At 65.9% G+C, this 19,849-nt stretch carries 18 protein-coding genes; 5 read left to right on the top strand and 13 right to left on the bottom strand.

Features of this window, described 5'->3' with window-relative positions; all coding sequences use genetic code 11:
- Positions 1 to 12 precede the first annotated feature (12 nt).
- Together BVH73_RS13990 and BVH73_RS13985 are read right to left on the bottom strand one after the other, a co-directional pair.
- Positions 13 to 456 (bottom strand): acyl-CoA thioesterase, encoded by a 444-nt coding sequence (locus BVH73_RS13990; RefSeq protein ID WP_079419654.1) that lies wholly within the window; start codon positions 454 to 456, stop codon positions 13 to 15.
- 11 nt (positions 457 to 467) lie between these two features.
- Positions 468 to 1,250: an SDR family oxidoreductase gene (locus tag BVH73_RS13985; protein ID WP_079419652.1), complete on the bottom strand. Its 783-nt coding sequence runs from the start codon at positions 1,248 to 1,250 to the stop codon at positions 468 to 470.
- 122 nt (positions 1,251 to 1,372) lie between these two features.
- Here BVH73_RS13985 and moaA point away from each other — a divergent pair, with 122 nt between their 5' ends.
- The 3 genes from moaA to BVH73_RS13970 all read left to right on the top strand — a co-directional run bounded on the left by moaA (position 1,373) and on the right by BVH73_RS13970 (position 5,591).
- Positions 1,373 to 2,509, top strand: a complete 1,137-nt coding sequence (moaA, locus tag BVH73_RS13980; RefSeq protein WP_079419650.1) for a GTP 3',8-cyclase MoaA — start codon at positions 1,373 to 1,375, stop codon at positions 2,507 to 2,509.
- Positions 2,510 to 2,595: 86 nt separating this feature from the next.
- Positions 2,596 to 4,512, top strand: coding sequence for an asparagine synthase (glutamine-hydrolyzing) (gene asnB / locus BVH73_RS13975; protein WP_079419648.1), 1,917 nt, complete (start codon positions 2,596 to 2,598; stop codon positions 4,510 to 4,512).
- A gap of 23 nt (positions 4,513 to 4,535) precedes the next feature.
- Complete coding sequence (locus tag BVH73_RS13970) at positions 4,536 to 5,591, top strand: GNAT family N-acetyltransferase (RefSeq protein WP_079419646.1); 1,056 nt, start codon at positions 4,536 to 4,538, stop codon at positions 5,589 to 5,591.
- A 219-nt stretch (positions 5,592 to 5,810) separates the two neighbouring features.
- Here BVH73_RS13970 and hemH read toward each other — a convergent pair whose 3' ends face one another.
- The 11 genes from hemH to BVH73_RS13915 all read right to left on the bottom strand — a co-directional run bounded on the left by hemH (position 5,811) and on the right by BVH73_RS13915 (position 17,264).
- Positions 5,811 to 6,923, bottom strand: coding sequence for a ferrochelatase (hemH, locus tag BVH73_RS13965; RefSeq protein ID WP_079419644.1), 1,113 nt, complete (start codon positions 6,921 to 6,923; stop codon positions 5,811 to 5,813).
- Between the two features lie 25 nt (positions 6,924 to 6,948).
- The gene (locus BVH73_RS13960; protein ID WP_079419642.1) at positions 6,949 to 7,869 is read right to left on the bottom strand and encodes an adenylate/guanylate cyclase domain-containing protein; all 921 of its coding nucleotides are present in this window, start codon (positions 7,867 to 7,869) and stop codon (positions 6,949 to 6,951) included.
- 67 nt (positions 7,870 to 7,936) lie between these two features.
- Positions 7,937 to 10,282, bottom strand: coding sequence for an RNA polymerase sigma factor RpoD (gene rpoD, locus BVH73_RS13955; RefSeq protein ID WP_079419640.1), 2,346 nt, complete (start codon positions 10,280 to 10,282; stop codon positions 7,937 to 7,939).
- A gap of 423 nt (positions 10,283 to 10,705) precedes the next feature.
- Positions 10,706 to 12,586 (bottom strand): DNA primase, encoded by a 1,881-nt coding sequence (dnaG, locus tag BVH73_RS13950; protein ID WP_079419638.1) that lies wholly within the window; start codon positions 12,584 to 12,586, stop codon positions 10,706 to 10,708.
- Positions 12,587 to 12,636: 50 nt separating this feature from the next.
- The gene (locus BVH73_RS13945; RefSeq protein ID WP_079419636.1) at positions 12,637 to 13,395 is read right to left on the bottom strand and encodes a 3-hydroxyacyl-CoA dehydrogenase; all 759 of its coding nucleotides are present in this window, start codon (positions 13,393 to 13,395) and stop codon (positions 12,637 to 12,639) included.
- A 16-nt stretch (positions 13,396 to 13,411) separates the two neighbouring features.
- Positions 13,412 to 14,062, bottom strand: a complete 651-nt coding sequence (gene adk / locus BVH73_RS13940; RefSeq protein WP_079419634.1) for an adenylate kinase — start codon at positions 14,060 to 14,062, stop codon at positions 13,412 to 13,414.
- A gap of 77 nt (positions 14,063 to 14,139) precedes the next feature.
- Positions 14,140 to 14,937 carry a 3-deoxy-manno-octulosonate cytidylyltransferase gene (gene kdsB, locus BVH73_RS13935; protein WP_079419632.1) on the bottom strand — a complete coding sequence of 266 codons (798 nt, stop codon included), beginning with the start codon at positions 14,935 to 14,937 and terminating at the stop codon, positions 14,140 to 14,142.
- Between the two features lie 8 nt (positions 14,938 to 14,945).
- Positions 14,946 to 15,161 carry a Trm112 family protein gene (locus tag BVH73_RS13930; protein WP_079419630.1) on the bottom strand — a complete coding sequence of 72 codons (216 nt, stop codon included), beginning with the start codon at positions 15,159 to 15,161 and terminating at the stop codon, positions 14,946 to 14,948.
- On the bottom strand, positions 15,142 to 16,191 hold the full coding sequence (gene lpxK / locus BVH73_RS13925; RefSeq protein WP_079419628.1) for a tetraacyldisaccharide 4'-kinase: 1,050 nt from the start codon (positions 16,189 to 16,191) through the stop codon (positions 15,142 to 15,144). Before lpxK ends, BVH73_RS13930 begins: the two co-directional genes overlap by 20 nt.
- The gene (locus BVH73_RS13920) at positions 16,191 to 16,610 is read right to left on the bottom strand and encodes an ExbD/TolR family protein (protein WP_079419626.1); all 420 of its coding nucleotides are present in this window, start codon (positions 16,608 to 16,610) and stop codon (positions 16,191 to 16,193) included. The genes lpxK and BVH73_RS13920 overlap by 1 nt, the downstream gene beginning before the upstream one ends.
- A gap of 33 nt (positions 16,611 to 16,643) precedes the next feature.
- Positions 16,644 to 17,264 (bottom strand): MotA/TolQ/ExbB proton channel family protein, encoded by a 621-nt coding sequence (locus BVH73_RS13915; RefSeq protein WP_079419624.1) that lies wholly within the window; start codon positions 17,262 to 17,264, stop codon positions 16,644 to 16,646.
- Positions 17,265 to 17,766: 502 nt separating this feature from the next.
- Between BVH73_RS13915 and xseA the strand changes: the two genes are divergently transcribed.
- Together xseA and BVH73_RS13905 are read left to right on the top strand one after the other, a co-directional pair.
- The gene (xseA, locus tag BVH73_RS13910; protein WP_245800351.1) at positions 17,767 to 19,140 is read left to right on the top strand and encodes an exodeoxyribonuclease VII large subunit; all 1,374 of its coding nucleotides are present in this window, start codon (positions 17,767 to 17,769) and stop codon (positions 19,138 to 19,140) included.
- A 74-nt stretch (positions 19,141 to 19,214) separates the two neighbouring features.
- On the top strand, positions 19,215 to 19,796 hold the full coding sequence (locus BVH73_RS13905) for a superoxide dismutase (protein WP_079419620.1): 582 nt from the start codon (positions 19,215 to 19,217) through the stop codon (positions 19,794 to 19,796).
- Positions 19,797 to 19,849: the final 53 nt, after the last annotated feature.

Below are 19,849 nucleotides of genomic sequence, written 5' to 3'. Positions count from 1 at the left end.
CTCGAAGGGATGTCAGCTGTGCTTGGACGCTGCGTTCGGTGTGAGCAAGGCACGCAGCATATCGGGCAGCGGGGCGCTCTTGCGCTTGGGAAAATCCACCCACACCACGCGCGACCCGCCGCCGGCGTAGATCGTGTCGGGATCGTCGGTGCGGCTGAGCAGGGTGTAGGTATCGAAACTCGAACGTCCCACGTCGGTGGTGTAAAGCCGCGCCAGCACTTCGCCCGGATACCGCAGCTCCGTCTGAAAGTTACAGAACGCATTGACGATCACCGGTCCCAGACCGTGGGGATTGGCCGGAACGCCGGTTTCGCGCAGCCATTCCAGCCGGATGATCTCCATGAAGCGGAAATAGATCGTGTTGTTCACATGGCCCATCACATCCATGTCGCCCCAGCGGATGGGCATGGTCATGGTGTGGACCAGTTGTTTTTGTTCAGGGATTTCGAATCGCATGGGGATGCCCGTCAAACGCCCATGCCGTCGTCGGCTGTGAGGATGGCGCCGTTGACCAGGCCGCTCTGTCCACTGGCCAGCATGACCAGCAGGGCATCGAGGTCTTCGGGCTTGCCCAGGCGCTTGCGCGGCAGCATCTGCAGCAGCCGCTGGCCGGATTCCGTCTGCCAGTGATGGTGATTCATCTCCGTATCGATATAGCCTGGGCACAGCGCATTCACGTTGATGCCGTACTTGCCCCACTCCAACGCCATGGCCCGCGTCATGTGGACGACGGCCGCCTTGCTCATGGCGTACACACCCAGCTTGGGCATCACCCGCAGCCCCGCGACCGAAGCCACGTTGATGATGCGCCCGCCAGCCCAGGTGCCCGGTGTCACCCCCAGGGAACGCGCCACCATGCGGCGTGCCACCTCCTGCGCCACGAAGAACGCGCCGCGCACATTGGTGCCGAAGACCTCGTCAAAGTCTTCCGGCACGGCATCGAGCAGTTTCTGCTGCGACGAGATGCCCGCGTTGTTCACCAGAATATCGATCGGTCCCATCTCGGTCTCGGCGTGCGCCACGGCCGCCTTGATACTGGCCGTATCGGTGACATCGAGTTCGACCACGTGGGCATCGCCCCCCTCGCCCTCGATGCGCGCGCGCAGTTCCTTCAGACGCTCCATGCGCCGACCACTGAGGACCACCGCAGCCCCGGCCTGCGCCAGCACTTCGGCGAATCGCCAGCCCAGGCCGCTGGATGCGCCCGTCACCAGGGCCACGCGGCCCGAGAGTTCAATTGTGTACGCCATGGATTCTTCCTTGAGGTGGATACGCGAACGCCTGTCCCGGCACGGCCGTCCTGCGCAGAGTCCCCCAATGGTAGGGCCACGCACCTGTCGCAAGGTCGGCGCGCATTGCCGATAATGGCGATATGTCCGAACGAATCATTCCCATCGTCGATCACCAATACGCCGCGAGCGTGCCGCCCGTACCTGCGGACCCTGGTTCGGCGTCCGCGCTGCCGATCGACCGGTTTCGCCGTCCCTTGCACGACCTGCGGATTTCGGTCACCGATCGCTGCAACTTTCGCTGCACCTACTGCATGCCGAAAGAGATTTTCGACAAGCACTACGAATTTCTGCCGCACGGCGATCTGCTGAGCTTCGAGGAGATCACCCGCGCCGCGCGGGTCTTCATCGACCTGGGCGTGCGCAAGATCCGCCTCACCGGTGGCGAGCCCCTGCTGCGAAAAAACCTCGAACGGCTGGTCGAGATGCTGCACGCGCTGCGCACCCCCGAGGGTTCGCCGCCCGAGCTGACCCTGACGACCAACGGTTCCATCCTCGCCCGCAAGGCGCAGGCCCTGAAGGCCGCGGGGCTGGACCGCGTCACCGTCAGCCTCGACGCGCTCGACGACGCCGCCTTCCGCCAGATGAACGATGTGGATTTTCCGGTGGCCGAGGTGCTGCGCGGCATCGACGCGGCACTGGCGGCGGGATTGGGGCCGGTGAAGGTCAATATGGTGGTCAAGCGCGGCACCAACGATGCGCAGATCCTCCCCATGGCCGAGCATTTTCGGGGGACAGGTGCGGTGTTGCGTTTCATCGAATACATGGACGTGGGCAACACCAACGGCTGGCGCATGGACGAAGTGCTGCCATCGCAGCAGGTCATCGACCGCATCCATGCCGTTCACCCGCTGCACCCGCTGGAGGCCCACAGTGTCGGCGAGACGGCCCAGCGCTGGGCCTTTGACGACGGCGCGGGCGAGGTCGGCGTGATCTCCAGCGTCACCCGCGCCTTCTGCGCCGACTGCAACCGCGCCCGGCTGTCGATGGAGGGCAAGCTCTACCTCTGCCTCTTCGCCACCCATGGGCACGATGTGCGCGCCCTGCTCCGCGGCGATCCGCGCAGCGGCCTGGCGCCGGTCAGCGACGCCCAGCTCCGAGCTGCGCTGGCCCAGGTCTGGACCGAGCGCGACGACCGCTACTCCCTGCTGCGCGGCACTGCGGCCGGTGCCGCCCTGCGCACCGAGCGCAGGGTCGAGATGTCCTACATCGGCGGCTAGGATGAAGCCATTCCCGCGCTCGCTGCGCTGGCTGCGGCCCGAAAGGACGGTCAGCGCCTTCGAAACGGCGGGGCGGAGCTGACACCATGTGCGGCATCGCCGGGCGCTTGAACTGGAACGCACCGATCGATCCTTCGCAACTCGCGGCGATGATCGGGCGCTTGCATCATCGCGGCCCCGATCAGCAGGGCTTCTACAACAAGGGGCCGATCGGTCTGGCCCACGCCCGGCTGAGCATCATCGATCTGTCCAGCGGCGATCAGCCGATGTGCAACGAGGATGGCTCCGTCTGGGTGGTCTTCAACGGCGAGATCTTCAATTACGTCGAGCTGCGCGCCGAACTGCAGCGGCGAGGTCATCGCTTCGCCACCCAGTCCGACACCGAAGTGCTGGTGCATCTGTATGAAGACCATGGCGACGCCCTGGTCGACCAGCTCAATGGCCAGTTCGCCTTCGCCCTCTGGGACGTGCCGCGCCAGCGCCTGCTGCTGGCGCGCGACCGCACCGGCATCCGGCCGCTGTTCCACACCCGCGTCCCGGGCGGCCTGGCCTTTGCCTCCGAGGTCAAGGCACTGTTCGCCCTGCCCGAGGTGCCGCGCCGCCTCGATGCGCAAGCACTGGGCGAGGTCTTCACCTACTGGGCGCCGCTGCCGCCGCACGCCATATTCGAGGGCATCGAGTCCCTGCCCCCCGGCCATGTGATGACGGTGGATGCCCGTGGCACGCAGGTTCGCCGCTACTGGGACTGGACCTTTCCGGACGCGCCCATCGAGGCCGATCGCAGTGCAGACGCCTACGCCGAAGCGCTGCGCGACCTGCTGATCGACGCCGTGCGCCTGCAACTGCGCGCCGACGTGCCAGTGGCGGCCTACCTCAGCGGCGGGCTGGATTCGTCCATCGTCACCACCCTGATCCGTCACTACACCGACACGCCGCTTCGCACCTTTTCCCTCACCTTCGACGACGCCGAGTTCGACGAGAGCCCCTGGCAGCAACAGCTCGTGCGCCATCTGGGCACCGAGCACACCACGATTCCCTGCACCCGCGCCGACATCGCCGCCGCGTTTCCGCGCGCCATCGCCCACACCGAGACGCCCATCGTGCGCACCGCGCCGGCGCCGATGATGCTGCTCGCCGGCGGGGTGCGCGCCGCGGGATACAAGGTGGCGCTGACGGGCGAAGGCGCCGACGAAGTCTTCGGCGGCTACGACCTGTTCAAGGAGGCGCGAGTCCGCCGTTTCATGGCGCGGCAGCCTGCGTCGCGCTGGCGCCCCCGCCTGCTTGAACGCCTCTACCCCTACCTCAAGCACTCGCCGGCCGCGGGCCGGGCGATGACCGAGCGTTTCTTCCGCGAGGGCGAGGCCCACTTCCGCGAGCCCTGGTTCGCCCACCTGCCCCGCTGGACCACCACACGGCGCCTGACCGGCTTTCTGTCCGCCGACTGGCGCGCCGCAGCCACCGCTGCCGACCCGGTCCAGGCGATGGCCGCGCAACTCCCTGCCGACATCTCCCGCTGGGAAGCGTTGTGCCAGGATCAATACATCGAAGCGCACACCCTGATGTCGGGCTACCTGCTGTGTTCGCAGGGCGACCGCATGGCCATGGCGCAATCCATCGAGACCCGCTTTCCCTTTCTCGATCACCGCCTGATCGACTTCGCCAGCCGCCTTCCACCCCGCTACAAGCTCATGGGCCTGGTCGAGAAGTATCTGCTCAAGCACAGCATGGACGGCCTGCTGCCCGATGCCTTGCGCCATCGCACCAAGCAGCCCTATCGCGCCCCAGACAGCCAGAGCTTTTTCCAGAACGGCGAGCCCGTCGATTACGTGGCCGATCTGTTCAGCGCGCCGCGCCTGGCCGAGGCCGGTTACTTCGATCCGCAAGCGGCGATCCGTCTGTTCGACAAGGCGCGCGCCGGGAAAGTCATCGGCTTTGGCGACAATATGGCCTTTGTCGGCATACTTTCGACCCTGCTCCTGCACGACCAGTTCATCCGGCGCTGAGCCCCCCTTCCCCGCGCGCTTCCATGACCGCCGCTCCGTCCAGCTACGCCGCGCTGCCTGCCGATCTGCAGAGCGACCGCGCGACCATCGTGTCGCTCTGGGTCAGCAATCTCGGCCATCCCGGGCGGCGCGAAGACAAGTACGACTGGTTCTACCTGCGCAACCCCGCAGGCCCGCCTCAGGTGCTGCTGGCCCGTACACCGGCGGAGGACGGCGTGGCGATCGGTGTCATCGGCCTGGGCACCCGGCAGATGCGCCTGGCCGGCCAGCCCGTCGCAGCGGGCCTTCTGGCCGATTTCGGGGTGGTGGCAGAGCACCGCACCCTGTATCCGGCCATGCTGCTGCAGACCACGCTGCGCGACCGTTTCCTGCCACAGCTAGGCCTGATCTACGGCTTTCCCAATCCGAAATCCGAGCCGGTGGTCAAGCGCCTGGGCTATCGGGTCGCGGGGAGCATGGTGCGCCACGTCCGGGTGCTGCGCAGTGCCAACTACCTGCCGACGCAGATTCCGCATCCGATCCGCCGCATCCTCGGCCACGCGGCAGACTGGTGGCGCCATGCCTTGCGCCGTACCCGGTATGCCCATGATTTCCGAGGCTACCTAGCCCAATGGCTGGACCAACCCGATGCCCGGTTCGATGCCCTTTGGTCCGCGCAAAATGACCCGGCGCTATTGATCGGCGTGCGCGATCGCCGTTATCTGGCCTGGCGCTTCGAGCAGAAGCCCTGGCGGAAATTCCGCTTTCTGGCCCTCAGCGCCCGAAGCGAGGGACTCGTGGCCTACGCCGTCTGCGAAGTCGTCGGCAAGGTTCTGCATGTCCGCGATCTGCTGTGCCACCCCGATCATCCCAACAGCCTGGATCTGCTCTTCGACAGGCTGTTCCGCGATGCCTACGCCGACGGCCGCACCAGCGTGTCGTTCGAGTTCCTCGGCCCGGTGGACATGGTCGAGGCGCTGCAGCGTCTGGGCATGGTCGCCCGCGATGCGCGCAATGTGATGTGCACCATGCCCGAAGCCAGCGCCGAGACCTTGCGCCAAGCCCAGTGGTATCTCACCAGCGCAGACGAGGACTATTAAGAATCCGCCCTGGCGCCGTCATGGCCACTTTCACGGAACTGTCGGCGCGCATCGTGCACTCAATCCGTATCGCCGAGGTGCCGCAGGCACGGCGCAAGCAGGAGAGAAACAATGTCCTTGGCAGAACTGGTGCTCTATCTCTTGGGGGTCGGGGTGATCGGACTGGGTATTGGACTGCTGGTGCAGTTCCGGCGCGATGCACGCCGCTCGGCGCCCGATTCATCCCTCTGAGTTTCCGCCGAGCGAGTCGGCACCCATGGCTTGGGCCAGCGCACGGGTCGATGCCAACGCGCTCGGATCGATCGGCACCGTCGTATCCCAGCCTTGCAGATGCGATGCCAGCAGCTTGCTGAAACCCTGCGCCCAATGAGCGTCGGCATTCAGGCAGTCGATGTAGTGAAAGACCTGTCCGCCGCTCGACAGAAAGGCCTGCTTGCCCTCCATGGCGATCTCTTCCAGCGTTTCCAGGCAATCGACCGTGAATCCCGGGCAGACCACGTCCACCCGCGCCACCCCGTCCCGCGCCAGTTTGCGCAAAGTGGGTTCGGTGTAGGGCTGCAGCCATTCCTGCTTGCCGAAACGCGACTGGAAGGTAACTTCGTATTCCGACGGCTCCAGCCCCAGGCGAGCGGCCAGCAGCCGACCCGTCTTGTGGCATTCGCAGTGATACGGATCGCCCAACTTGAGCGTGCGCGCCGGCATGCCGTGAAAGCTCATCACGAGTTTGTCCGGTCGGCCCTGCTGCTGCCATTGCGTCTCGATCTTGCTGGCCAGCGCGTCGATATAGGCCGGCACATCGTGAAAGTGATTGAGCACCCGCAACTCGGGAACACGGCGACGGCGCCGCATCCAGGCCGACACCGCATCCATCGTCGAGGCCGTGGTGGCCGCGCAGTACTGCGGATAAAGCGGCACCAAGAGAATGCGGGTCACATTCTGTCGGGCCAGATCGTCGAGCACGCTGGCCACTGACGGATTGCCATAGCGCATGGCATAGCGCACCTGGACATGATGACCGGCCCGCGCCATTTCGGCTGCCACCGCCTGCGTGAGATCGGCCGTGCCGGTCTGCAGGGGCGAACCCCGATCCGTCCAGACCGAGGCGTACTTCGCGGCGGATTTGGCGGACCGGATCGGCAGAATGATGCCGTTGAGAATGAGCCACCAGACAGGCTTGGGAATCTCCACCACCCGGGGGTCGCTGAGGAATTCACCGAGGTAGCGCCGCAAGGCCGGCGCGGTGGGGGCATCGGGTGTGCCCAAGTTGACCAGAAGTATGGCTGTTTGCGGGGTCGTGCCGTGCTGGTAGCCAGTGGGATCGGACAGGGACATGAGGAGGAAAGGCAATGAACCGGGTTCAGTGCGGATGGATCTGGAACATCACCGTGGGCGCGGTCGGGTCGGACGGCTTGGCACCGAGCGTGATCTCGCCCTGGCCGTGCAGCACACATTCGTTGCGTCGCAGCGCCAGCGTGGTGTCGTTGCCGGTGTAGCGCACCCAGGTGCCATTGCTGCTGAGGTCGGTCAGCATGAAATAGCTGCCGCGCCAGTCGATACGGGCATGCTGGCGCGACACCCGCAGATCGTTGACGAGAAAATCGGCCCCATTCGTTCGCCCGATCACGATGGGCATCTGGTCGGCGGCATAGTCGACCGAGTCATCGAGCCAGGCGAGGTTGAGCAGTTGACTGCTGTAGTCGATGCGAGAAGGCACTTGCGGCATGGTCTGTCCCATGTCGACGGAGGCCTCCCAATCGACCTGGTGCACCGGAACCGGCACGTCGTAACCCCGAAGAAAGATCGCGCCGAGACTGCGCAGGCGAGCCAGCAATTCGAGCGGCAGCGCCTCCATCACCGCGTCGCCGATGAGAATCTGCCCCGTACCCGCCGAGTCGGACAGCCGGGAAGCCGCATTGACCGGATCGCCAAAGCAGTCGCCCGGCGCCAGGACCACCATGCCGCGGGCAATGCCGATTTTCAGAGGTAGTTTCTGACGGGCGCCGCTGGCATCGACCGCACCCGACGTGGAGCAGGTACGCTGAATGTCGATACAGGCATTGAGCGCAGGGGTGTTGTGCTCGAAGGTGGCCAGAATGCCATCCCCCAGGGTTTTCACCACATCGCCGCCCGCCGCCTTGAAGCTGCGCGCCATGTTCGACACCACCTGCGTGACCAGCCCCGTCGCTTCGGTGTTGCCCAGGGATTGAAACAATGCGGTGCTCCCCACCACATCGGCGAACACGATGGTACGAAGTGCCGTTTTGCGCGCGTTGGTCATGCTGCAAGTCTAACGTGTGCGCTTGCTGGCTGTCTGTCCGACAAACGAGCCAGCAAGGCTCGGGCGCTCACAGCGTATCGAGGAAGCTTCGCAGCTTGTCGGAGCGGGTGGGATGTTTGAGTTTGCGCAACGCCTTCGCTTCGATCTGGCGGATGCGCTCGCGGGTGACGTCGAACTGCTTGCCCACTTCTTCCAGCGTGTGGTCGTTGGCCATCTCGATGCCGAAGCGCATGCGCAGCACCTTGGCTTCGCGTGGCGTGAGCGAATCGAGAATCTCCTTGACCACGTCGCGCAGGCCGGCCTGCATGGCCGCCTCGGTCGGCGCCAGGGTGCCCGAGTCTTCGATGAAATCGCCCAGGTGCGAATCGTCGTCGTCGCCGATGGGCGTTTCCATGGAGATCGGCTCGCGCGCGATCTTGAGGATCTTGCGCACCTTGTCCTCGGGCATTTCCATCTTCTCGGCCAGTACGGCGGCGTCGGGCTCGGTACCCGTCTCCTGCAGATGTTGACGCGAGATGCGGTTGACCTTGTTGATGGTCTCGATCATGTGCACCGGGATACGGATGGTGCGCGCCTGATCGGCAATCGAGCGGGTAATGGCCTGACGGATCCACCAGGTCGCGTAGGTCGAGAATTTGTAGCCCCGGCGGTATTCGAACTTGTCCACCGCCTTCATCAGCCCCACATTGCCTTCCTGGATCAGGTCGAGGAACTGCAGGCCGCGATTGGTGTACTTCTTCGCGATGGAGATGACCAGACGGAGGTTGGCCTCGATCATTTCGCGCTTGGCTTCACGCGCGGCCTGCTCGCCCAGACTCATCTGGGTATTGATTTCCTTCAGGTCGTCGAGCGGCACCACCACCCGGGTCTGGATGTCGATGAGCTTTTGCTGCAGCTCCTTGATGGCCGGCACATTGCGGCCGAGGATGACCGCGTACGGCTTGCTCGAGGCCACATGCTTGTCCACCCACTTCAGATCGAGCTGATGGCCGGGGAAGGACTTGATGAACTCATCCTGCGGCATGCCGCAGCGATCGACCGCATAGCGCCGGATCTCGCGCTCGTAGCGGCGCACCTCGTCCACCTGCGCACGCAGCAGATTGCAGAGCTTCTCGACGGTCCGCGCAGTGAAGCGCACTTCCATCAACGCCGCGGAAATGGCCTCCTGCGCCTTCAGGTAGCTGGCTGAACGGTAGCCGTCCTTGTCGTAGGCGCGGCGCATTTTCATGAAGGCGTCGTGCACATCGGCAAAGGCCTCCAGGGCCTTGCCCTTGAGTTCCTCGAGCTTCATGGAGGTGGCGCCCGCGCCGCCGTCCTCGTCTTCTTCGCCGCTCTCGTCGAGCGAATAGTCGACGTCTTCTTCGGCCACGTAGTCGTCGGATTCGTCGTCCGACACCATGCCGTCCACCACTTCGTCCACCGGCAGTTCGCCATGATGAATGCGCGCCGCCATGGCCAGAATTTCGGCCACCGTCGACGGCGAGGCGGAAATGGCCAGCATCATCTGGCGCAAACCGTCTTCGATGCGCTTGGCGATGACGATTTCGCCTTCGCGCGTGAGCAGCTCGACCGTGCCCATTTCGCGCATATACATGCGCACGGGGTCGGTAGTGCGGCCGAACTCGGAATCGACGTTGGACAGCGCCGCTTCGGCTTCTTCCTCCGCCTCCTCTTCGCTCGACGCGGTCGGGCCGTGCTGATTGAGCAGCAGGGTCTGGGCGTCCGGCGTGGTCTCGTACACCGCGATACCCACGTCGTTGAGCATGGAAACAATGGTCTCCATCAACTCGGGATCAGCCAGATTGTCGGGAATGTGATCGTTGATTTCCCCGTAGGTCAGGAACCCGCGGGTCTTGCCCATCTTGATCAGGCTCTTCAGCCGCGCGCGCCGACGCCCCAATTCCTCGTCGGTGATGTTGGAGTCGTCATAGCCGAACTCCTTGAGCAGCTGTTTCTCGCGGGCACGCGACGCCTTGCGCGTCTTGGGCACCGGCGCGGGTGCGGCGACAACCTCTTCCACCACCTCGACTTCGGCGATCTCGACATCGACCTCGCCGGCTTCGACTTCTTCGTTCAGGTCATCGGCCAGGTCGTCGGCCGCCTCGACCTTGCTCTTGCGGCCCCGACGCGATGCAGGCTGCTCTGTTTCCGCTGCCACGGCGCCCGCCTTGGGCGGACGACCTCTTCTAGGTGCAGGGCTGGTCACCGGCGCGGCCTCGGCGCTCACCGTGGACTGAGCCACACGCTTGCTCGCTGCCTTGGTCGCCTTGATCTCCATGGCAACCGCGTCTTCTGCCGCCGCACGGCGAGCCTTGCCGCGCGGGGCTTCCGCCACGGGACTCGCTTCGGCAAGCTCCTTGCGGGAAGCGCCCCGCTGCGTGGGAGTCTGCGTCTTGGATGATGCTTTTGTCATGGTGGACCTCAACCGACCGATCATTCGGAAGGAAATATAGAAGGGGGATAGCTAGCAGTATGTAGGGTGAATCGCCAAAATTCAAAGAGCGAGGGCCGGACTCGGTATGCGGCGACCATCGCAAGTCTTAAGCGGGCCGGCGCATGGCCACCCACCGCGCCGTCTTTGAACGATAGGGTCTTTACGCAACCAAGATTTCAACGCCACACCATCAGACTTCACGCGCGCCAGGCGGTTCAGTGCCGCGTCTCTGACCATACCTATGGCCATACCTTTTGGGCTGTGGCGTTCGGGCTGTCCCGTTCGGTCTATTCCATTCGGGGGCTCGTCAAGGCCGTGACGCATGGGCCGAACGCGCTGTGCTCGCGTCAAAATTCGGATTTTACAAAAAACCGAGCATTGTCTGCTGGCCAGGGCTGCGCGTCAACCGCGCTGCGCCTGGTCGATTTCCTTGAGGCGAAGCGCAAGACTGCGGTATTCGGTACGGTCGGCATCGGCCACCAAACCCTCGGCCACCAGTGCGTCCTGGCGGCGCAGCAGCGCCGAGCGCTCCAGCCGCAGCAGGATGGCCAGGAGATCCTGCCTGGCCACCGCCTCGTCCAATTCCAAGGGGTCCGGCGATTCGGCCAGAACCTCCTCGGGCGAATGCCCGGCAGCACGCAGTTCCTCCCACAGCGCCGCGGCGGACAGGCCCGGCTGATCTTCCAGGATGGATTCAAGCGCCAGCGCCAGCGGCTGCAGCGGTCCGGGCTCGTGTGAAAGCAGCCCATGTTGGGCGGGACTGATGTCCCACCAGAGCGCGGGCTGCGCGAGCAGCAAGGGAAGCAATTGCCGCAGCGGATCTTTCGGCACTGCGGCAAAGGCGCGTAGCGACTCCCGGCCACCGCGCCCTCGTCGGGCCGAGGCACCCGTCTGCACGCCAAACGACTCCGATGGGGGCGCCGGTTTGCGCACCGGCGCCGACAGCCGCAACACCTCCCGCAATTCAGCGGCCGGCATCGCAAGCTGGCGAGCGAAATCGGCAATCAACTGTCCCAGCAAGGCCGGCGCGGTGATCTGGGAAAACAGCGGTGCCGCCTCATGGATGGCCTGTGCGCGCCCTTCGGCCGTGGCCATCGCCACGCCGTCGAAAAGGCTGGAGAAGAGGAATTCGGACAAGGGTTGCGCCCGAGCGATCTCCCGCTCGAACGCTTCGGCGCCCTTCTCCCGAACGTAAGAGTCAGGGTCGTGCTCGACGGGCAGGAACAGGAATTTCACCACCCGGGTGTCGCTGAGCAGGGGCAGCGCCTGTTCCATCGCCCGTCTCGCCGCGCGGCGGCCTGCCGCATCGCCGTCGAAGCTGAACACCACCTGACCCGTGTGGCGGAACAGCTTTTGCAACTGCTGCGGCGTACAGGCGGTGCCCAGCGTGGCCACGGCATGCTCCACACCGAACTGCGCCAAGGCCACGACGTCCATATAGCCTTCGACGACCAGCGCATAACCCGCGCGCGAAATGGCGCTTCGGGCTTCGAACAGGCCGTAGAGCTCCTCGCCCTTGTGGAACACCGCGGTCTCTGGCGAATTGAGGTATTTGGGTTCGCCCTGGTCGATGATGCGCCCGCCGAAGCCGATGACCTCACCTCGCAGATTGCGAATCGGAAAGGTGATGCGATCCCGCAGCCTGTCATAGCGGCGCTGCGCCGCTGCAAACGATTCGGCCTGCGGATCAAGCGTGTCGCCCGCGGCGTCGCGCGCCACCACCAGACCGGACTGCACGAGGGCGTCCGCCTGGTAGTTCGCGAACGCGCCGGCCAGAGGCTGCCAGTCGTCCGGGGCATACCCCAGCCCGAACCTCTTGGCGATCTGGCCTTGCAGGCCGCGTGCGATGAGGTAGTTCTTGGCCCGGTCGCTGTGGCGCAGGCGGTGCTGATAGAACGCATCGGCCGTCTGCAAGACCTCCACCAGCGCCGCATGCAGGCTGCGCTGCTGCTGGACCTGGCGGAGTTGCTGCGGATCGAGATCGGGTTCGGGCACGGTCATGCCGTACCGTCCTGCAAGATCCTTGACGGCATCGACGAAGCCCATGCCCGCGTGCTCCATCAGGAAGCCAATGGCCGTGCCATGCGCGCCGCAGCCGAAGCAGTGATAGAACTGCTTGCTCGCACTGACCGTGAACGAGGGCGTTTTCTCGCCATGAAAGGGACACAGGCCCTTGTAATTGCTGCCGGTCTTTTTCAGCTCGACCTGCTGGCCCACGACCTCGACGATGTCGGCACGGGCGAGCAGGTCCTGAATGAAGCCGGGCGGAATGCGTTGCTGCATGGATCGGTCATCGCGGGGGTGTCGACCGCGAAACGCCTGGAGCGGAAAGCCTACTTGGGCTGCATGCGGATGGCGCCGTCGAGCCGGATGACTTCGCCATTGAGCATGCGGTTGGTGAGGATGGATTCGACCAGGGCCGCATATTCGTCTGGACGGCCCAGCCGCTGCGGAAACGGCACCATCTGACCCAGCGCCGACTGCACCTCGGCGGGCATGCCCATGAGCATCGGCGTCTCGAAAATGCCGGGCGCGATGGTCATGACGCGGATGCCGTCGCGAGACAGGTCGCGCGCCAGTGGCAGGGTCATGCCGGCAATGCCGGCCTTGGACGCGGCATAAGCCACCTGGCCGATCTGTCCGTCGAACGCCGCCACCGATGCGGTGTTGACGATCACGCCGCGTTCGCCATCTTCCAGCGGGGCCTGCTGCGCCATCGCCGCAGCGGCAAGACGGGCCAGGTTGAAGCTGCCGACCAGATTGATGTTGATCACGCGCTCGAACAGTTCCAGGGCATGGGGGCCTTGCTTGCCCAGCGTCCGCGCGGCGGGCGCAATGCCGGCGCAGCTCACCGCCACCCGCAGCGGACCCAGAGTGCCCGCGGCCTGCACCGCGGCCTCCACATCCTTCGCCTGGGTCACGTCACAAGGCATGAACTGGCAGCCGATCTCCGCCGCGGTCGCACGGCCAGCCTCTTCCTGCAGATCGGCGATGAGCACCCGCATGCCGCGCGAAACCAGCAGGGCGGCGGTGGCCCGGCCCAATCCCGATGCGCCGCCGCTGATGATCGCGCTATGACCGGAGAGTTGCATGCTCGCTCCCGTGCGCTCAGGCCTGCAAGGCGGCAAAGATGCGTTGCTGCACTTCGGCGACGGGACCGACGCCGGAAATCGTGACCAGACGCGGTGCGCCGGGCTGCGCCTGGCGTTCGGCGTAAAACTTCACCAGCGGCAGCGTCTGAGCGTGATAGACCTCCAGGCGTTTGCGCACCGTGTCCTCCTGATCGTCGGCGCGCTGCACCAGGGATTCGCCAGTGAGGTCGTCGATGCCGGGGGTCTTGGGCGGGTTGAAGGCCAGGTGATAGGTCCGGCCCGAAGCCGGATGCACCCGCCGACCGCTCAGGCGTTGAATGATGTCGGCGTCCGGCACATCGAACTCAAGCACCACATCGATGGCCACACCGGCCTTGGCCAGGCCCTCGGCCTGCGCGATGGTGCGCGGAAAGCCGTCGAGCAGAAAACCCTGGGCGCAGTCGGGTGCGGACAGGCGCTCCCCCACCACGCCCAGCATGATCTCGTCGGGCACGAGGGCGCCGGCCTCCATGATTTTCTGCGCCTGTTGACCCAAAGGCGTGCCAGCCTTCACCGCGGCGCGCAGCATGTCTCCGGTGGAAATCTGGGGAATGCCCAGGCGCTCGGTGATGAAGGCGGCTTGCGTGCCTTTGCCCGCGCCCGGCGCACCCAAAAGAATCAATCGCATGAAGGTCTCTCAATCGTAAAAATGCACATTTCAGAATAGCAGACCGATCTGCTGCGGCGCTGACTGGCGGCCCGCGTTCAGCGCGGCCAAAGACCCCGCACGCGTTCGAGGTCGGCCGGCGTGTCGACGCCCGGACCCGGCGCGTCCTGGGTCACATGCACCGCAATGGCGTGACCGTGCCAAAGCGCGCGCAACTGCTCCAGGGCTTCGGCCTGCTCCAGCGGCGCCTCGGCCATCGCGGCATAGTCGCGCAGAAAACGGTGGCGATAGGCGTACAGCCCGATGTGGCGCAGGACCGGGTGCGGCGGGGGCGAGGTCTGCAGCGTCCAGCCGCTGCCGCTGGGCCCCGCGTCCGTGGCATAGGCGTCGCGCTGCCAGGGAATCGGCGCGCGGGAGAAATAGAGCGCCCTGCCCTGCGCATCGGTCACGACCTTCACCACATTCGGGTTGAAGATCTCGCCCTCGTCGGTGATCGGGTGCGCGCAGGTGGCCATCGGGATCGACGGATGCCGCTGCAGCAAGGCCGCGCAGGCGGCGGGCAGCGCCGGTTCGATCAAGGGTTCGTCGCCCTGGACGTTGACCACGATGGCCTCTTCGGGCAGCTCCAGCAGCCCGGCGGCTTCGGCCAGACGGTCGGTTCCGCTGGCGTGATCGACCCGCGTCAGGACGGCGCGCACGCCATGGGCCGCACACGCGCGGGCGATCTCGGGACTGTCACAGGCCACCACCACGTCCCGGGCGCCGCTTTGCGCCACGCGTTGCGCCACCCGCACCACCATGGGCGCCCCTCCGAGATCCGCCAGAGGTTTGTTGGGCAGGCGGGTGGAGGCCAGCCGGGCCGGAATGAGCACCCAGAATGCCGCGTCCCGATCCATGGTCGCACTCAAGCCGCTGGCTCGGCAGGCACCGCGGGCGCCGGTCCGGGATCGGCGGGCAGGGTCATGTCGCGGGCGAGATCGACCAGCATCAGGGGAATGTCGTCGCGCACCGGATAGGCCAGCTTGTCGCGCGGGCAGATCAGTTCCTGCGCGGCGGCCTCAAACTGAAGCGGCCCCTTGCAGATCGGGCAGACGAGTAAATCAAGCAGTCGGGAGTCCACGGGCTTTCTCCAATTGTTGTTGCAGCCAGGGCAGAAGATCGGGAGGCGATTGCAGCCGCAGGCCGACAACCCAGAGGCGCTCGCGCAAAGCAGGCGGCAGAGGCCCGGATTTTATGGCGTCCTTCTCCGTCAGCAGCACCGGACAATCAGGCGGAAATCCTTCAAGGGCGTCTGTCGCCAGCGGTTGATGATCGCCCAGCGCCCGAGTCTGCACCGACAGGCCCAAGGAGTGGAGCATGGCGAAGAACTGGGCCGGATGACCGATCCCGGCCACGGCGCCCAGCGGTTGGCCGCCGAATCGCCGGGCGAATTGCGAGGGACTCAGCGACAGGCCGCTGGTCAGATGGGTGATGTCGCCCAGGCTGCGCACCAGCGCGAAGCGCGCACCGCCGCCGTCGATCTGCCGCAACACGGTCTCGGGGCCCAGCGTGGCATCGCGCCGCCTTGCCGGCGATTCACGCAGCGGACCTGCCGGCAGCAACAAGCCGTTGCCCCAGCGGCGCTGATCGACCACCACCAGTTCGACATCGCGCGCCAGGGCCAGGTGCTGCAGGCCGTCGTCGCTCAGAATCACATCGACGTCGGGACAGGCGGCCCGCAGCTCCAGCGCAGCCTGCGCCCGCCGCCGTCCGACCACAACCGGGCAGCGGGTCAGTCGGGCAAGCAGCACGGGCTCATCACCGCATCTCGCGGGATCGCTTTGCGCATCCACCCGGATCGGGGCGTCGCCCTCCGCAGCGCGTCGCCCATAGCCCCGCGAGACGATGCCCGGCCGCCATCCCGCCTGCTGCAAGCCCTGGGCGAGCGCCACGATCAAGGGCGTCTTGCCGGCGCCGCCCACCGTGAGGTTGCCCACGACGACAACCGGCACGCCTGCCGACTGCTGCCGCAACAGGCCGAGACGATAGAGCCCGCGGCGCAGCGCCGTCAGCCCGGCGAACAGCAGCGACAACGGCCAAAGCATCCAGCTCAGCAGACTGCGGCGCAACCACCAGGCGGGCCAGCCGCTGGGCGCGGTGGATGGCGCCATCAGGAGCCTGGGCTTCTCTGCGTGGCGAAGGTCAGGCGGCTCAAGCCGGCAGCCCGCGCGGCCTCCATCACGTTCACCACCGACTGCTGGGTCGCCTGGGCATCGGCGCTGATGACCACCATGGTGTCGGACTTGCCCTTGGCGGCGTCGAGCAGCGACTGCGTCAGCGCGCTGACCGTGCGGCCCGGCAGAACCTGCTTGTTCACCGCATACTCGCCGCCGCTGCTCACCGCGACGATGATTTCCTGCGGATGGTTCTGCAGCTTCTCGGCATCGGCCGTGGGCAGGGTGATCTTCAGTTCGGTGAATTTCGAATAGGTCGTGCTGATCATCAGAAAGATCAGGATGACCAGCAGCACATCGATCAGGGGAATGAGGTTGACCTCGGGGTCTTCCGTGGTCTGGCGTTTGAAATTCATGGCAGACGGCGCAGAGGGGTGGGCGCAACCAAGTCAGCGGCGCGGCAGGTAGCTTTGCAGATGCGTGGCCAGACGCCGGGCCGCCTGCTCCAGCTCGACCGTGTAGTCGTCCACGCGGCTGCGGAAATAGCGGTAGAAAATCAGCGAAGGCACCGCCACGATCAGGCCCAGCGCGGTGTTGTAGAGCGCCACCGAAATGCCGTGCGCCAGCACCGTCGGGTCGGTACCGGCCGTGCTCTGCGAGCCAAAGATCTCGATCATGCCCACGACCGTGCCCAGCAGGCCGAGCAGAGGCGCGGCAGAAGCCACGGTGGCCAGCGCATTCAGGTACTTTTGCAGACGATAGACCTGATGCCGCCCGGCATTCTCCAGATCTTCCTGCAGCCCCACCGCGCTGGCATGCGGACGCGCCACCGAGCGGAAGCCGCTGGCCAGCACGGCGCCGAGCGGCGAATTGCGTTCGAGCTTGTCGATCACGTCAGGCGCGGGCAACTGCTTGGCCGAGACATTGAGCGCCTCGTCCAGAAGCTTGGCCGGCAGGATGCGGGCACGACGCAGACTGGCCAGCCGTTCAAAAATCACCGCCAACGCGACGATCGAGCACAGAATCAAGGGCCAGATCGGCCAACCCGCGGCTTCCACCATGTGCAACATGTGATGCGTCCTTTGCTTGTCTTTGCGTTGCAGAATCGATTGTCGGATGCTCGCCTTCCCCGCCTCAAACACGGCGCGTCCAGCCTCAAGAGAAAACGCTGGGCCGCCCCGGGTTTTCTCATCCCCTCGGCGGCCCGATGCGAACGCGGCAGGCCTGGGGGCACATTCCGTGGCGCATTATGCCGGGTGGCCAAAGTCGCGGACAATCGGCCAGCCCCCGGCCAGCCCCCTTGCCGCGGCGCCCGCCCGTCACGGACGGCAGAAGTTATCCCATCTTTCTGTGGACAACTCTGTGGGAAACCGCTGAACGGCGTGGCCAAATCGCGCAAAATCAAGCCTCCGGCTTAATGTGACGCTTTTTTAATCAACATTTTATGATTGTTTTTCAACAACTTACCATGTGGATTCGGCCTTTTCCGACACGCCCGGGCGCTGCCTGTATCGGCACGCAAAGTGTGCATATTTCCTTGCGCCACGCTGGCGCCCGCCAAGGAAAACAGCCTTGAATCGGACCACAGAGGGCCCACGAGTGTGGACGGTTTCGGCGCTTGCCCAGGCCTTCTCCGACGCGCTCAACGCCCGCTTCAACAGCCTCACCGTGCGGGGCGAGGTGTCGGGTCTGGTCCGTGCCGCGAGCGGACACCAGTACTTCAACCTCAAGGACGGTGCGGCACAACTGCGCTGCGTCTGGTTCCGCCAGCGGGCGGGGCACGCCGCCATCGCCCTGCGCGACGGACTGAGCGTGCGTCTGCGGGCCACGGTGGCGATCTACGAACCCCGCGGCGACCTCCAGCTCATCGTCGAGAGCGTGCAGCCCGATGGTGAAGGCGCGCTGCTCGAAGCCTTTCTGCGCCTCAAGGCCAAACTGCAGGGCGAGGGCCTGTTCGACGCGGGGCGCAAGCGGCCCATGCCGGTCATGCCGCGCGCCGTTGGCGTGATCACGTCGCTGCAAGCCGCCGCCCTGCGCGACGTGCTCACCACGCTCAGGCGGCGCAGCCCCCAGGTGCGCGTGGTGGTCTATCCCGCCAGCGTGCAGGGCACGGCCGCCCCGGCCGAGCTGCGGGCCGCCCTGCAGCACGCGCAGACGCGGCAGGACGTCGATGTCATTCTTCTGGTGCGCGGCGGCGGCAGCCTGGACGATCTCTGGGCCTTCAACGACGAGGCCCTGGTCCGCGCCATCGCCGCCTGCGCCTTGCCGCTCGTCAGCGGCGTGGGCCACGAGACCGACTTCACCCTGGCCGATTTCGCCGCAGACCTCAGAGCGCCGACCCCTACCGCCGCGGCAGAACTCGCCGTGCCCGCCCAGGCCACGCTGGCCGACGCCCTGAACCATGCCGCGCACCGCCTGGGCAGCGCCATGCGGCGCCAGCTGCAACGCGAGCAGCAGCGCTGCGACCGTCTCGCGCTGCGTTGGCCGCAGTCTGCCGCGCTCCTCGCCGCGCCGCAGCGCCGCCTCGCCCAGCTTCAGTGGCGCCTGCAGCAGGGTTTGCGCGGCCTGCCCCGCCTGCACACCCAGCGGCTGCAACTCCTGCAACAGGGCTTGGCCCGCGCCCTGCGCCAGCGGCTGCCGCAGGAGCGCGAGCGCCTGGACCGCTGGGAACGCGTCCTGCCCGACACCCTGTCGCGCCAGCTCGCCGACGCCGCCCGGCGGCTCGACCGCGCCGCACAACACCTGCAGCTGCTCAGCCCGCGCGCCACCCTGGCACGCGGCTATCTGCTGGGCATGGACGGCAGCGGCCGCGTGCTGCGCGACCTCTCCCAACTCGACCCGCGAGCGCCGCTGCTACTGGCCGACGCCCAGCGCGCGTTGCGCCTGGACATCGCCCGCATCGACGCCCAGCCCCATCCCCTCGGTACGGACATCCCGCCGACCTGAGCAGGCCCGTACCGCTGTTCCTAGAATACAGAGATTCACCACCCTGCCCTAGCCACTCAATCAAGGAGAAGCCCATGCAACACGAACTGCCCCCCCTGCCCTTCGCGCCCGATGCGCTGGCCCCGCACATGTCGCGCGAGACCCTGGAGTACCACCACGGCAAGCACCATCAGGCCTATGTGAACAACCTGAACAACCTGATCAAGGGCACCGAATTCGAAGCCATGGCCCTGGAAGACATCATCAAGAAATCCAGCGGCGGCGTGTTCAACAACAGCGCCCAGGTTTGGAACCACACCTTCTTCTGGAACTGCCTCAAGCCCAACGGCGGCGGCGAGCCCAAAGGCGCCCTGGCCACGGCCATCAACGCCAAGTGGGGCAGCTTCGCCGCCTTCAAGGAAGCCTTCCACAAGTCGGCCGTGGGCAACTTCGGCTCAGGCTGGACCTGGCTGGTCAAGAAGGCCGACGGCAGCGTGGACATCGTCAACACCGGCAATGCCGCCACCCCGCTGACCAGCGCCGACAAGGCCCTGCTCACCGTGGACGTGTGGGAACACGCCTACTACGTCGATTTCCGCAACCGCCGCCCCGACTTTGTCACCACCTTCCTCGACAAGCTGGCCAACTGGGACTTTGCCGAAAAGAACTTCGGCTGATCGCTCTCTCCCCAGAAAAAGCCCGCAACTGCGGGCTTTTTTTGGGCCCGCAG

The organism is Thiomonas intermedia (assembly GCF_002028405.1).
GTDB classification, from domain to species: Bacteria; Pseudomonadota; Gammaproteobacteria; order Burkholderiales; family Burkholderiaceae_C; genus Thiomonas; species Thiomonas intermedia.
Note: the sequence above shows the minus strand (reverse complement) of the source record. Positions and strands in the feature narration are given on the sequence as shown.